Annotated in this window: 13 protein-coding genes, 2 tRNA genes and 1 other RNA gene; 8 read left to right on the forward strand and 8 right to left on the reverse strand. The window is 61.8% G+C overall.

Annotated elements, in window-relative coordinates:
• Nucleotides 1-6: 6 nt before the first annotated feature.
• Nucleotides 7-903, forward strand: a complete 897-nt coding sequence (gene map / locus Bravens_RS06480) for a type I methionyl aminopeptidase (RefSeq protein WP_019174941.1) — start codon at nucleotides 7-9, stop codon at nucleotides 901-903.
• Nucleotides 875-1,765: a polyphosphate--glucose phosphotransferase gene (gene ppgK, locus Bravens_RS06485; RefSeq protein ID WP_082791061.1), complete on the forward strand. Its 891-nt coding sequence runs from the start codon at nucleotides 875-877 to the stop codon at nucleotides 1,763-1,765. Before map ends, ppgK begins: the two co-directional genes overlap by 29 nt.
• A 20-nt stretch (nucleotides 1,766-1,785) precedes the next feature.
• On the opposite strand, the gene rnpB is transcribed toward ppgK, so the two are convergent.
• Nucleotides 1,786-2,145: RNase P RNA component class A (rnpB, locus tag Bravens_RS06490), an RNA gene on the reverse strand.
• 42 nt (nucleotides 2,146-2,187) lie between these two features.
• Between rnpB and Bravens_RS06495 the strand changes: the two genes are divergently transcribed.
• Nucleotides 2,188-2,952, forward strand: coding sequence for a YaaA family protein (locus Bravens_RS06495; RefSeq protein WP_062021539.1), 765 nt, complete (start codon nucleotides 2,188-2,190; stop codon nucleotides 2,950-2,952).
• Nucleotides 2,953-2,999: 47 nt separating this feature from the next.
• Here the strand turns inward: Bravens_RS06495 and Bravens_RS06500 are convergent, their stop codons facing one another.
• Nucleotides 3,000-3,707 carry a CT398-like coiled coil hairpin domain-containing protein gene (locus tag Bravens_RS06500; protein ID WP_062021542.1) on the reverse strand — a complete coding sequence of 236 codons (708 nt, stop codon included), beginning with the start codon at nucleotides 3,705-3,707 and terminating at the stop codon, nucleotides 3,000-3,002.
• Complete coding sequence (locus tag Bravens_RS06505; protein WP_062021545.1) at nucleotides 3,698-4,555, reverse strand: Nif3-like dinuclear metal center hexameric protein; 858 nt, start codon at nucleotides 4,553-4,555, stop codon at nucleotides 3,698-3,700. The genes Bravens_RS06500 and Bravens_RS06505 overlap by 10 nt, the downstream gene beginning before the upstream one ends.
• Nucleotides 4,556-4,638: 83 nt before the next feature.
• Here Bravens_RS06505 and Bravens_RS06510 point away from each other — a divergent pair, with 83 nt between their 5' ends.
• Nucleotides 4,639-6,168 carry a fatty acyl-CoA synthetase gene (locus Bravens_RS06510; protein WP_062021548.1) on the forward strand — a complete coding sequence of 510 codons (1,530 nt, stop codon included), beginning with the start codon at nucleotides 4,639-4,641 and terminating at the stop codon, nucleotides 6,166-6,168.
• Nucleotides 6,169-6,279: 111 nt separating this feature from the next.
• Here Bravens_RS06510 and Bravens_RS06515 read toward each other — a convergent pair.
• A tRNA-Pro gene (locus Bravens_RS06515) sits at nucleotides 6,280-6,353 on the reverse strand.
• A 78-nt stretch (nucleotides 6,354-6,431) separates the two neighbouring features.
• Between Bravens_RS06515 and Bravens_RS06520 the strand changes: the two genes are divergently transcribed.
• The 3 genes from Bravens_RS06520 to Bravens_RS06530 all read left to right on the forward strand — a co-directional run bounded on the left by Bravens_RS06520 (nucleotide 6,432) and on the right by Bravens_RS06530 (nucleotide 8,534).
• Complete coding sequence (locus Bravens_RS06520; RefSeq protein WP_062021550.1) at nucleotides 6,432-6,932, forward strand: TetR/AcrR family transcriptional regulator; 501 nt, start codon at nucleotides 6,432-6,434, stop codon at nucleotides 6,930-6,932.
• A 20-nt stretch (nucleotides 6,933-6,952) separates the two neighbouring features.
• A tRNA-Val gene (locus Bravens_RS06525) sits at nucleotides 6,953-7,026 on the forward strand.
• A 254-nt stretch (nucleotides 7,027-7,280) separates the two neighbouring features.
• On the forward strand, nucleotides 7,281-8,534 hold the full coding sequence (locus Bravens_RS06530) for an Nramp family divalent metal transporter (protein ID WP_062021552.1): 1,254 nt from the start codon (nucleotides 7,281-7,283) through the stop codon (nucleotides 8,532-8,534).
• A 54-nt stretch (nucleotides 8,535-8,588) separates the two neighbouring features.
• Here the strand turns inward: Bravens_RS06530 and Bravens_RS06535 are convergent, their stop codons facing one another.
• From Bravens_RS06535 to Bravens_RS06550, 4 genes are all read right to left on the reverse strand, one after another.
• A complete protein-coding gene (locus Bravens_RS06535; protein WP_062021556.1) occupies nucleotides 8,589-9,500 on the reverse strand; it encodes an Fpg/Nei family DNA glycosylase in 912 nt (303 codons plus the stop codon).
• Nucleotides 9,493-9,888: an HIT family protein gene (locus Bravens_RS06540; protein WP_062021559.1), complete on the reverse strand. Its 396-nt coding sequence runs from the start codon at nucleotides 9,886-9,888 to the stop codon at nucleotides 9,493-9,495. Before Bravens_RS06540 ends, Bravens_RS06535 begins: the two co-directional genes overlap by 8 nt.
• A 67-nt stretch (nucleotides 9,889-9,955) precedes the next feature.
• The gene (locus tag Bravens_RS06545; RefSeq protein ID WP_062021561.1) at nucleotides 9,956-10,444 is read right to left on the reverse strand and encodes a redoxin domain-containing protein; all 489 of its coding nucleotides are present in this window, start codon (nucleotides 10,442-10,444) and stop codon (nucleotides 9,956-9,958) included.
• Nucleotides 10,444-10,884: a DUF3052 domain-containing protein gene (locus Bravens_RS06550; RefSeq protein ID WP_062021564.1), complete on the reverse strand. Its 441-nt coding sequence runs from the start codon at nucleotides 10,882-10,884 to the stop codon at nucleotides 10,444-10,446. The genes Bravens_RS06545 and Bravens_RS06550 overlap by 1 nt, the downstream gene beginning before the upstream one ends.
• A 197-nt stretch (nucleotides 10,885-11,081) precedes the next feature.
• Here Bravens_RS06550 and aceE point away from each other — a divergent pair, with 197 nt between their 5' ends.
• Complete coding sequence (aceE, locus tag Bravens_RS06555) at nucleotides 11,082-13,841, forward strand: pyruvate dehydrogenase (acetyl-transferring), homodimeric type (RefSeq protein WP_062021566.1); 2,760 nt, start codon at nucleotides 11,082-11,084, stop codon at nucleotides 13,839-13,841.
• Nucleotides 13,842-13,843 lie beyond the last annotated feature (2 nt).

Raw genomic sequence — 13,843 nt, forward strand, 5'->3', positions numbered from 1 at the left:
GTCATCATGACGAATTCTGCTCCGCTTGGAACTCTTACAAAGGGAACCGTGGCGCCCATGCGCTCCGTTCCAGCCCACATCGAACGTCCCGAATATGTCGGCAAGGCCGAACCGAACGAAGGTCGCGGCAGCAATTTCTACACACCTGAAGAAATCGAGCTGGTCCGCGAATCGGGCCGCATCGCTGCAAACGCCATGGCCGAGGGCGGCAAGCTCGTTGAGCCCGGCCGCACGACGGACGAAATCGACGTTGTCGTCCACGAATACCTGCTGGACCACGGCGCCTATCCGTCGACTCTTGACTACCGGGGCTTCACCAAGTCGGTGTGCACATCGATCAACGAGGTCGTCTGCCACGGCATCCCCGACTCCACCGTGATTCAGGACGGTGACATCGTGAACCTCGATGTCACCGCCTACAAGAACGGCATGCATGGCGACACGAACTTCACGTTCGTGGCCGGCAACGTCGACGAAGAGTCCCGCCTGCTGGTTGAACGGACCCACGAATCGCTCATGCGCGGCATCAAGGCCGTCAAGCCGGGCCGTTCAATCAACATCATCGGCCGGGTCATCGAAAAGTACGCGAAGCGCTTCGGCTACGGAGTTGTTCGCGACTACACGGGTCACGGGGTCGGGCGCGAATTCCACTCCGGTCTCATCATCCCCCACTATGACGCCGCTCCGAACTACGCGGACGAAATCCAGCCGGGCATGATCTTCACAATCGAGCCGATGCTCAATCTGGGCACCATCAACTGGGAACAGTGGGATGACGGCTGGACGATTGTGACTGCCGACCGTCGCCGCTCCGCCCAGTTCGAGCACACTCTCGTGGTGACAGAAGACGGCGCGGACATCCTTACGCTTCCCGATGTCGAACTCGTGGCCGGCCGTGACTGATCGCGGCGAGCTGCGCGGTTCGGCAGGAGCACACTCCTGTGCTTTGGGCATTGACATCGGCGGCTCGTCTATCAAGGCCGGGCTGGTCGACCTCGAACGCGGCCGGATCATGGGCGAGCGTGTCGTTGTGCCGACGCCGCATCCCGCCACTCCCGAAACTCTCACGAATGCAGTCCGCGGTGCGGCAGCCCAGGTGCTGGCACAGCAGCCGGGCGGCACCTCGTCACCAGAATCCGGGTACGAGGCACCGCTGACTCCCCCTGTTCCCGCCGGGGTCGCATTCCCCGGGGTGGTCAAAAACGGCGTTGTCACCTTCGCGTTCAATCTTGACGATTCATGGCTTGGAGCGAATATTGAGCAGACCATTGGGGCAGCGCTTGGCCGTCCGTGTGTTTTTCTCAATGACGCTGATGCCGCCGGCATTGCCGAAATGACCTTCGGCGCTGGTCGCGACTGGCACGACAGGACCGTTCTCATGCTCACCTTGGGAACCGGCATCGGTTCGGCGCTGTTCACCCGCGGCAGGCTCGTGCCGTTCACCGAACTCGGCCACGTTGAGATAGGCGGCGAAGACGCAGAGCTCAGCGCATCCGCAAGCGCAAAGGTGCGGTTTGGCATGGACTACCCCACGTGGGCTGCGAAGCTCAGCCGGTACTGCTGGGAAATGGAAAAGCTCATCAACCCCGACGCGTTCATCTTCGGCGGGGGCATTTCGCAGGATCATGCCGACTGGCTTCACCTGCTCGACCTTCAGACGCCCGCTGTCCCGGCGGCAATGTTCAATGATTCAGGGATCATCGGCGCGGCGGTCCACGGTGCTGACGTTGCCGAAAGCATCGGTCGCAAAGCATTACAGCGCTGAGTCCCGGCGCCAGCTTGTGTAGGGACAGGCCACCGATAAGCCGGGTTCTGTTCCCAGGCGGAAGCCTGGACGACGGTCATCTGTCTAGGACCTGCATTGCTGCAGGCCTCAAGCAATCCACCCGACGGCACGACGAGCAGCCGTATAGCCGTCTGCACGATCTTGCTCCCGGTGGGGTTTACCCAGCGGCCCGCGTCACCGCGGGCCCTGGTGGTCTCTTACACCACCTTTTCACCCTTACCAGCACGCTGGCGGTTTAGCTTTCTGCGGCACTTTCCCGCGGGTTTCCCCGGGTGGCTGTTAGCCACCACCGCGCTCTGCGGAGCCCGGACTTTCCTCGGCCGGGCACGAGGCCCGAACGCGACCGTCTGGTGGCCTGTCCTCGGCCAAGTGTATATGTGCGGGCTTTTAGAATGAGCATCATGTTCATTCTTCTGCCGCCGTCCGAAGGCAAAACACCGGCGCAAGACGGAGCGCCTGTCGACCTGTCGTCTCTGTCCTTACCGGAACTCAATGAAACGAGGCGTGAGGTGCTTGCCGAGCTGCAGAAAGTCAGCGCCGCGCCGGACGCCCTTGATCAGTTGGGTGTAGGTGAGCGCATTGCCGGCGAGGTGGCGCGCAACATTGATCTAGACACGGAACCGACGGCACAGGCTCTGACGGTCTATACGGGTGTCCTGTTTGAGGCACTCGATGTTTCCGCTGTGCTGCAGGCCCCACGCGAACGAGTCGAGCGGGTGTTCATTGCCTCAGCGCTTTTCGGCATGGTCGGCGCACTTGATCACATCCCCGCCTATCGGCTGTCGATGAAGACCTCACTGGGTGATCTGGGACCACTGGCGAAACTGTGGAAGGAGGCGCTGGGGGAACCGTTGGCCGAGCACTTCGGAGATGCGCCGGTGCTCGACTGCCGGTCGGGCGACTACCGCAGGCCGTGGCCGGGCATTCCTGAAAACACCGTGGCTGTCAATGTCGTCAAAGAGGTCGCCGGCAAGCGCACAACCGTGTCCCACTGGGCTAAGCACACGCGCGGCCTGGTTGCGTCCCACCTGCTGCAGCGCAGTGAACCGATGCCGTCTTCACCGGAAGCCATTGCTGACGCTGTTGCCGAACAGTTCGAGGTCGAATACGCCCCGCCCCGCGGTAAACAGTCGGCAGTGCTGACGGTCGTACTGCCTGACGCCTGAGGTTCTGCCCGACGCCTGAAGCTGCGTGACGATAAGGATCCACGCTTTCAGGCCTGAACGATGAGGCCTTCGCAGTCCTCGCACTGAAACGCCCAGGTGCGCTCGGCATTGCGCACCGCATCAGCCTGCACTCCGGACAAAGCTGCACCACAGGCTCCACAGGCTCCTGCCGCGAGAACTCCGATACCGGATGAGCGGATGATCGACGCTGCCTCAGCCGGAAGCTCGGCGAGTTTGGCCGTGGCCTGTTCTACCAGCTGCGCGTGCTCGCCGTCCAAGCGAGCCGCTTCTTCCTGCCTGCGCTGACCTTCGGCTTTTCCTTCCGCAGCGACCTCTTCGGCACGTGCGCGCAGCTTCTGCAGCTGGGATTCGGCAGATTCGGCGCTGTCAAGAGCCTGCAGTTCTCTGTCTTCCGCGTGGCCGACAGCAGTACGCACAGACTCGATGTCCGCCTGCAGTGCAACGAGGTCCCGGCTTGTCAGGCCGACTCCGGCATTGAGCTTCACCTCCATGCTTTCGGCTTTTGACCGCCCATCGGCAGCTTGCGCAGCGGCCGTGCGCGCTTCTTTCTGATGACCCTCGATTTCGGCGCGCAGATTTGTGGCTTTCGCGGCAAGCGCTTTGTGTTCACCGGCCAGTTCCTGCAGGCGCGCCACGCGCTCTTCTTGTTTTGCCTCGGTGCGATTGCGACGAATCTGCGCGCTCAGTGATGCGTAGTCGAGCGCGGCCGCGTGCTGCTGTGTGCTCAGTTCCACTGCCACTCCTCGGAGTCGGGAAGAACGACTGCTGTCCACGGGTCAGAGCACACACCGGACACAGTCACTTCAACACTGTGTCCACCTGCCCGCAGGGCTTCGTCGAGCTGTACGGCCGCGCGCGGGATCCACGCCGATTCGGCCGAGTAGTGCGAAATGTCGATGAGGTGCTCAAGCGGGCCTCCCCGGGAACCCGTATCGAGGGCTTCCGATGCGGGGTGATGGCGAAGGTCCGAGGTGATGTACAGCTGGGCTCCCGCCTTGCGTGCCTCACCGAACATGGAGTCTCCCGCTCCTCCGAGAACGGCAACACGCGTAACTTCCGCACCGGGGTCACCCCCGATGGCGATGCCCCGGACAGACAGGTCAACTCCCTGTGCCAGGCGGACGGCAATATCCTCAACTGTCGTCGGTTCCACGGTGCCGACCCGGCCCAGGCCGACCCCCGCCTCGGCATCGGGGTTCTGCACAAGGGGTTCGACTTCCCGCAGCTGTAGGATCTCCGCGAGGACATCGGACACCCCGCCAAGAGCTGAATCGGCGTTCGTATGGGCATTGAACTGTGCGATGCCAGACCGGATCAGCGTATGTACGGCACCGCCCTTCAGCGTGTCGGCAGCGACTGATGTCACGCCGCGCAGCAGCAGCGGGTGGTGGGTGAAGAGGAAGTCCGCACCGAGCTCAACGGCTTCTGCGATGACTTCATCCGATGGGTCCAGCGCGCAGTGCACGTGCGTCACGGGGGCTTCTGGGTCTCCTACCGCCAAACCAACGGAGTCCCAGTCTTCCGCGAGGTTGTTCGGCCAGAGCTGTTCACAGACGTTCATTACATCGCGCACATTCGTCATGCCTTCAAACTAGCGCATTGAGCCGGCGAAAAAGACACCCCAAGAAAATTGAATGATCGTTTGAACTATGCCACGATTCATCTATGACACAACTCACAGAAGAGAATCGCTCCGTCATCGGAGACATCGTCAAGCGCAGCGCCGCGCGCTCCCCCAAGGACACCGCCATCGTCTTCCAGGACCGCACCTGGACGTACAGTCAGCTCGACCAGGCAGTGACAAACATCGCCCGCTTTTTTGTTGAGCACGGCCTTGAAAAAGGCGACCGCGTAGCCGCCTACAGCAAGAACTCGGACATCTTCGCCATCGTCTTCTTGGCCTGTGCACGCGCCGGACTCATCCACGTGCCGGTCAACTACCAGCTGACGAAGGACGAACTCGACTACATCCTGTCGGACTCGGACCCCAAGCTGATCCTGGCCGAAGAAGCCCTCATGCCGTTCATCGAGGAAACCGAAGCCGGACAAAAGCGTGAGCGCATGCTCATGGAAAGCCTCGTAGAACCGGCACTGAAAGTCGACGGCCCGGCTCGCGATGGCGAGTTCTCCCCTGTCGACACCGACCGCGTGCAGCTGCTCTACACCTCGGGAACCACGTCGTCGCCCAAGGGTGCTGTCATGACGCACCGCAGCCTCATGCACCAGTACCTGTCGGTTCTGACATCCCTGGACATCACCAGCTCTGACCGTTTCGTCCACGCTCTGCCGCTGTACCACTCGGCTCAGATGCACGTGCTGCTGATTCCCGCCCTCATCCGCGGCGCATACAGCATCATCGTGCCCACACCTGTTCCGCAGCAGCTGCTCGAGCTCATCGAAAAGGAGCGCATCACCGCGTTCTTCGCCGCCCCGACCGTGTGGGTTGCGCTGACCAACAACCCGGACTTCACCACGCGCGACCTTTCGTCGCTCAAGAAGGCCTACTACGGCGCATCCATCATGCCCGGCCCTATTATTGAGCGCCTGCAGAAGCAGCTGCCGGAGCTCGGCCTGTACAACTGCTTCGGCCAGTCCGAAATGGGTCCGCTGTGCACCGTTCTGCGTCCTGAAGAGCACGCCGACCGCCCGGCCTCAGCAGGCCGCCCAGCGCTGTTCGTTGAGACCCGAATTGTCGACCTCGACGGCAACGACGTCGAAGTCGGCCAGCGCGGCGAAATCCTCTACCGCTCACCCCAGCTGGCCGAAGGCTACTGGAACAAGCCGGAAAAGACCGCCGAGGCCTTCGTGGGCGGATGGTTCCACTCCGGTGACCTCGTTGTAGCTGACGAAGAGGGCTACATCACGGTTGTCGACCGCGTGAAGGACGTCATCAACACCGGTGGTGTTCTCGTGGCCAGCCGCGAAGTCGAAGACGCCATTTTCTCGATGGACGGCGTGGAAGAAGTCTCCGTTGTCGGCATGCCGGATGAAAAGTGGATCGAGGCGATCACCGCCTACGTCGTCCTCACCGACGCCGGCCGCGAAAGCCTGACGGAAGAAGCCGTGATCGAGTACGTCAAGGGCAAGCTCGCAGGCTTCAAGGTTCCCAAGGCTGTGCACTTCGTGGACGCTCTGCCGAAGAACTCGGCGGGCAAGATCCTCAAGCGCTCACTGCGCGAAGGCGCGCACTCGTGACCTGAGGCTCAAACCCAAGCGGGGATGTCCTGAAAGGGCATCCCCGCTTCTGTTGGAGGCAATGAGAAAACCCGCTCTCGACGTGTAAGTCGATGAGCGGGTTTCTGTCTGTCGGGATAGCGGGATTTGAACCCACGACCTCCTCGTCCCGAACGAGGCGCGCTACCAAACTGCGCCATATCCCGTGATTGGCAACGGGGACAACTATAGCCCACCGCGGGCTGATTGCGAAATCGCGTCTTCGACCTGCCATGATGGACCCCATGAGCTTGTCTGTTCACCGCATTGCCGATGCCGCGGTCGCCATTCTCACTGACTACGGCATGGGTGACCTATCTATGCGCAGGCTTGCTCGCGACCTCGGGGTCGGCCCTTCCGCTCTGTATTGGCACGTGAAGAACAAACAGGAGATCTTCGTCCTTGTTGCCCGGCGCATCGCCGGTGAAATTGATGAGGCCCTCGGAGACGGCACAGACCTAGCCCCGACCGAAATCCTGCTGCACATGCACGATGTTCTTCTGCGCTACCGCGATGGCGCCGACATCTTTTCTCTCGCCTACGCCCATTCGGGTAATTCTGTTCTGCCCACCGCTGTCCGAACCCAGATCGCTGACGAGGCGGAGCGCCACTCTTCTGTTGTTCTCACCTGTGGGACGGTCGCCTTTGAGCAGAACCGCTCCCTGTTCGATTCGACGGCAGGACCGGCTGACAGCCGGGCGGCTCTTGCCGCCGCTCTGACCCGAATTGGCAGGAACGCCGACTGACTGTATCCTTATCCAGGTCAGGGCCTATAGCTCAGTTGGCTAGAGCATCTCGTTTACACCGAGAGGGTCGGGGGTTCGAGTCCCTCTGGGCCCACCGCTACAAGAAAGTCGGGATCCGCGAATTCGTGCGGGTCCCGGTTTTCTTTGTGCCCGCTTCAGCTGCTAACGGGTCATTTGTGGGTCATTTCTGACCAGAACCGGCGTTCTTGATTGGAGCACGGCCAGAAGCCATGCCGTGTCGTTCAGGCAATACACAGGAAAACATCCCAGCGTCGGCTGCTTAGATCACTACCGTTGTGTTCACGGTCACTCTTTCGGGGAGCCTCCCCGGGCCGAGAGGAGTAGCCTGTGAACCCCTCTTCAACAAATACAGTAAAAAAGAAGCGCACGGGAGCGCTGTTCGGCCCCGGTCTTATGATCGCGGCTTCGTTCATCGGCCCCGGAACAATCACCACAGCAATCGTCACCGGCGCAGACTTCGGCTTCACACTCGCGTGGTCTGTCCTCTTCTCGATCATCGCCACCCTTGTTCTGCAGGAGATGTCGGTCAGACTCGGCCTCGGCGCCGGACTCGGGCTCGGCGAAGCTATGCGGCGTGCATTGGAGAACCCCGTCCTGAGAACGCTGATGATCGTGCTCGTCGTCGCTGCAATCGGAATAGGCGGGGCTGCCTACGCCGGCGGTGACACAACAGGCACATCGTTGGCCGTTTCAGCGGTTGCGCCAGTAGACCTCAGGATCATTGTCGGTGCAATCATCATCGCGATCTTCGCCCTGCTCATCACCGGCAGCTACAAGATCATCGAGCGGGTTCTCATGGTGATGGTGGTCATCCTTGCCGTCCTGTTCGTCATCACCGTCTTCGTCGTTCAACCTCCGATCGGCGACATCCTCAAAGGGATTTTCGTCCCCTCGATGCCTCCAGGGTCCGCGCTGACTGCAATTGCACTCATCGGAACCACCGTGGTTCCCTACAATGTCTTCCTCCACGCCAGCCTCGTACAGGAAAACTGGGCGAATGTTCCAAAGGAGACAGCGCTGAAAGAAGCCCGCATTGACACCGTCGCTTCGATTTCCTTCGGCGGGCTCATCACTTTGGCGGTGATGGCAACCTCCTTTGGCGCGCTGTTCATGCACGGTATGAGCGCAGAAACGGCTGAGGACCTCGCGGTATCGCTGGAGCCGCTGCTGGGAGAAGCTGCCACATGGGTGTTCGCACTCGGCCTGTTTGCGGCCGGCTTCACGTCCGCCCTCACCGGTCCGCTCGGGGCGGCTTATGCCATTACGGGGATGCTCGGCAAGAGCACAGATATGAAAAGCCCGCTGTTCCGCGCAGTGTGGATCGCGGTGCTCGCCGTCGGCGCAATCATCGCTCTGACCGGCTTTGAGCCGATTCAGCTCATCGTCATTGCGCAGGCGGCCAACGGCCTGCTCCTGCCGATCATCGCCATCTTCCTGCTGGTGACAATGAACAGCAAGAAAGTCGTCGGCGAACACGCAAACGGCGTATGGGCCAATATCTTCGGCGGTGCAGTGACTCTGATTGTCATAGGGATCGGCAGCTACCAGCTGGCTGACCTTCTGGGGCTGCTGCCCGGCTGATCGAATCTCTGTCACAGGCGAGGTTGGGTGCGGTACGGGCCGCGTCCAGCCTCGTCACTTCTGGCACTCGGGGCACCAATAGAGTTTGCGCCCCTCCATTTCTGTCATCGCGACGGGAGTTCTGCACACACGACACGGCAGCCCTGTGCGGCCATAGACAAAATGGCGGAATTCACTGTAATCCACTGCGCGCTGCCGACTAGCGCCTCGCAGTCTCGTGCGGGTGAGCATGACACCCGTTTCAACACCCACGGGCAGCAGGCGAACCCAGTCGCGCCACAGCGCAGCAACTTCGCCATCAGTCAGCTCGGTGCCGGGTTTGAACGGGCTGAGCCCAGCCCGGAACAGCATCTCAGCCCTGTACACGTTGCCGATACCGGCAACAACAGACTGGTCCATGAGCAGACTGCCGATCGGACGGCGTCTGCGCACATTCTGCGCAAACCTGCGTCCTCCTCGAGCGTTCCCGTCGACCAGCGGGTCCGGTCCGAGAGATGCCAGCTGGGCCTCCACCTCGTGAGGAGCGAGAACCTCGCACACCATCGGGCCGCGCAGATCAGCGCACACGGACTCGGTCAGCAGGCGCAGACGCACCTGGCCGACCGGCTCGGGCGGCCACACAGCGTCGAGCTCCTCCGCCCTTTCGACCTCACCGGCACGCACCCGCCGAGGTGCCCCCAGCGATCCTGCATACTCCCCTGTCTGCCCGGCACGGTCAGAGGCGCCGGCAGCGTACAGAAAATCCCAGGCACCGTAGATCCCCAGGTGGACCCGCACGGTGCGCTCACCCTCGAAAGGCAGGAACAGGTGCTTGCCAACGGCATAGCACTCCCCCAGCTCACTGCCGCTGATGAGCGCGGCACCGTCGGAAAAGCGTCCCTGGGGTGACGAAGCGGTCACCGTGCGCCCGCCGAAATCAGCGTTGAATCGGCGGGCAATGCGGTGAATCGAATGGCCCTCAGGCAAGCGCGGCCTTGATCTTCTCGGCAGCTGCCGCGATGTCTTCGGCCTCGGTCGAACCGTGCTTGTTGTCCAGGCGGAAGTCGTCGATCGAGTTCGTGGGCCACACGTGAATGTGCACGTGCGGAACTTCAAAGCCCTGGATCATCACGCCGACGCGCTCACAGGAGAACGCCTTCTTCTGCGCCTTGCCGATCTTCTGGGCAACCGCCATGAGGTGGGCTGTGAGGTCTTCCGGCATGTCGAGCCAGTGGTCAATCTCTTCGCGCGGGATGACGAGCACGTGTCCGTCAGTCATCGGTGTGATGTCCATAAAGGCAGCACAGCGGTCGTCTTCGTAGACGAACGTGCCGGGAATGTCACCGTCGAGGATTTTCGTGAAGATGGACGCCATAACCCCTCCTTGGGAAGAACGACAGGTTCGTCACCACCCTAACCGCTCAGGCGGCAGCGAAGCAGGCTCAGAAGCTCCCAGCAGGATTGAGGAAGCGACTGAAGTCGCGCTTGCTGCCAGTCAAAGAGTGCTCCGTGTCGACCACAGCACCCTCGCCATCCAGAAGAAAGGTCAGTCGGCGTGCAAAGCCGCGCTGCTCATCGAAAGCCCCGAAGGCCCTCGCGGCTGCACCGTGGGGCCAGAAGTCAGACAGAAGAACAAAGGGCAGCCCGAGGTCCTGCGCCCACGCAGCCAGCGTGTACTTGGGATCGCAGGAAACAGCGACGACCTCTGTGCCGCCGGAAAGCAGACCCTCATACATTCCGGCAAGCTCACGCATTTCGGAACTGCACACGGGCGAGAAGGCAAAGGGAAAGAACACCACGAGAACGCGATCAGCGTCGGCCCGGCGCCTGCACTCGTCCAGGGAAAGCTGCTCACCGAAATGGGAGGCCAGAGAAAGCGAAGGTGCCGCCGTACCCACCTGGGGTCCGACGGCACCGGTTTCCACAGTCATCAGTCGAAGTTCTTTTTGCTCATCAAGCACACGGCCGACCAGTCGGCCGCCGCACGGACCGTTTTCGTCACGTGCATACCGGCCACGGGAGCGGCATCGTTGATGTCGACGGGGTCAATGTGACCCGCACGACCGGCCTTCGGGGTCAAAAGCCACACAACACCGCCGTCCTTCAGTGTTGTCTGCGCGTCGACGATGCCGTCTGTCAGGTCATCGTCATCGCTGCGCCACCACATGACGATCACGTCGAAAACATCGTCAACATCGCCGTCAATCATCTCTTCGCCGGTAACTGCGGCGATGTCATCGCGCAGCTGGAAATCAACGTCATCGTCGTAGCCGATTTCCTGAACATACTGTCCGCTCGACAGAGACAGAGGGTTAGCAACCTGTGCTGCCTGAGCGGAATCGAGCGTCCTTCCTGAGGGAGTTGTACTCATGGCTTTATTCTCACCAGAAACGCCGCGTTTCGCCAATCACAGGGCCGACACCCCGACAAAATGCGCGAAATTGGCCATTTTGCACAATCTGCGTCCAGAAGGGTGGAGCATTTCACACCAAGTTCGGCACCACCCGGGCTCGATGTGCAATAGCCTAGACACATATCCGAAGTCCCTTAAACGCGAGAGGAATTGCTTTGGACAACAAGAACAAGGGCCCCATCCTCAATGGTCTCCCCGCGAATGTCCCGGACATCGACCCACAGGAGACGCAGGACTGGATCGACTCCCTTGACGCGCTTGTAGAAGAGGGCGGCACTGCCCGTGCCCGCTACATCATGCTCAACCTCATCCAGCGCGCTCGCCAGCAGCGAATCGGCGTTCCCAGCCTGACTGCCACTGACTACGTCAACACCATCGGCGCTGAAGACGAACCGTGGTTCCCGGGAGACGAAGAAGTCGAACGCCGCTTCCGCAGGTGGATTCGCTGGAACGCAGCCGTGCAGGTCCAGCGCGCACAGCGCGAGGGCATTGGCGTCGGCGGACACATTTCGACGTATGCCTCAGCCGCGACCCTCTACGAAGTGGGCCTTAACCACTTCTTCCGCGGCAAAGACCACCCCGGCGGCGGCGACCACATCTTCTACCAGGGCCACGCTTCCCCCGGTATGTATGCACGCGCCTTCCTCGAAGGCCGCCTCAGCGCCGAGCAGATGGACGGCTTCCGCCAGCAGTCATCCCACTACGTCAACGGCAAGCCCTTCGGTCTGCCCTCCTACCCGCACCCGCGGCAGATGCCGGACTTCTGGGAGCACCCCACGGTCTCCATGGGCATCGGCCCCCAGGCCGCCATTTCGCAGGCGCAGTTCGACCGCTACCTGCACAACCGCGGCATCAAGGACACCAGCCAGCAGCACACCTGGGCTTTCCTCGGCGACGGCGAAATGGACGAGCCCGAAGCACGCGGCATGCTCCAGTACGCCGCATACGAAGAGCTCGACAACCTGACCTTCGTCATCAACTGCAACCTGCAGCGCCTCGACGGCCCGGTCCGCGGCAACGGCAAGATCATCCAGGAACTCGAATCCTGGTTCCGAGGTGCCGGTTGGAACGTCATCAAGGTCATCTGGGGCCGCGAGTGGGACCCGCTGCTGGCCAAGGACCGCGACGGCGCCCTGGTCAATCTGATGAACGCCACCCCGGACGGCGACTACCAGACCTACAAGGGCGAGTCCGGTGGATTTGTCCGCGACAACTTCTTCGGTCGCGACCCCCGCACGAAGGCCATGGTCGAGGACTACACCGACCAGCAGATCTGGAACCTCAAGCGCGGCGGCCACGACTACCGCAAGGTGTACGCGGCATACAAGGCAGCGCTTGAGCACACCGGCCAGCCGACCGTCATCCTCGTCAAGACCGTCAAGGGCTACTCGCTCGGACCTCACTTCGAGGCCCGCAACGCGACCCACCAGATGAAGACGATGGCGCTCGAAGACCTCAAGGCCGCTCGCGACCACTTCTCCATCCCGATCTCCGACAAGCAGCTCGAAGAGAACCCGGAACTCCCGCCGTACTACCATCCCGGTGAGGACGCACCGGAGATCAAGTACCTCCTCGACCGCCGTCACGAACTCGGCGGCTTCACCCCCGAACGCCGCTCGAAGTACGTCGACATCAAACTGCCCGACGACAAGGTCTTCGAACCAGGCATGCGCGGCTCCGGCAAGCAGGAAATCGCCTCGACCATGGCGTTTGTCCGCATCCTCAAGGACCTCATGCGCGACAAGGAGTTCGGCAAGCGCGTCGTGCCGATCATCCCTGACGAAGCCCGCACTTTCGGCATGGACTCCTTCTTCCCCACGAAGAAGATCTACAACCCGCACGGCCAGAACTACATTTCGGTCGACCGTGACCTCTTCCTGTCCTACAAGGAAGCGACCGACGGCCAGCTGCTGCACATGGGCATCAACGAATCCGGTTCGACAACCGCTCTGACCGCCGCGGGCACCAGCTACGCCACGCACGGCGAACCCATGATTCCGTTCTACATCTTCTACTCGATGTTCGGATTCCAGCGTTCGGGCGACCAGTTCTGGGCGGCCAGCGACCAGATGGCACGCGGATTCATCCTCGGTGCCACCGCAGGACGCACCACCCTGACCGGTGAGGGTCTGCAGCACGGCGATGGACACTCCCACGTCCTGTCTTCGACCTTCCCGTCAATCGTGTCCTACGACCCGGCCTACGCCTACGAAATCGCGACCATCATCCGCGACGGTCTGCACCGGATGTACGACCCCGAAGACCCGCGCCAGGATCCGAACGTCATGTACTACATCACGATGTACAACGAACCGATGGTCCAGCCGAAGGCACCGGAAGACCTCGACACCGAGGGCATCATCAAGGGTCTGTACAAGCTCAAGGACGGCAACAAGACCGAAGGCCCGAAGGTTCAGCTCATGGCCTCCGGCGTTGGTGTGCCGTGGATCCTCGAGGCCCAGGAGATCCTGGAAAAGGACTGGGGAGTCAGCGCGGACGTGTGGTCTGTCACCTCGTGGCAGGAGCTGCGCCGTGACGGCCAGGAAGCCGACGACGCTCGCCTGCTCGATCCGGAGGCTGAACACCGGGTCCCCTTCGTCACGCAGAAGCTGCTGGGCTCGGAGGGTCCGGTCATCGCCACGAGCGACTTCACCAGGACCGTTCCGGACATGATCCGCCAGTACGTGCCGAACCACTTCACGAGCCTCGGAGCTGACGGCTACGCGATCTCCGACACGCGTCCGGCAGCCCGCCGTTACTTCCTCATCGACGCTCACTCGGTTGTCGTTCAGGCCCTCATCAGCCTGGCAGACACCGGCGAGATCGACATGTCGAAGGCTGCGGAGGCCGCTAAGAAGTATGGACTCGACGACCCGCGCAAGGGTGTATCGGGCACCACCGGCGGCGACGCCTGATG

This window comes from Brevibacterium ravenspurgense (assembly GCF_001584615.1).
Classification (GTDB): domain Bacteria; phylum Actinomycetota; class Actinomycetes; order Actinomycetales; family Brevibacteriaceae; genus Brevibacterium; species Brevibacterium ravenspurgense.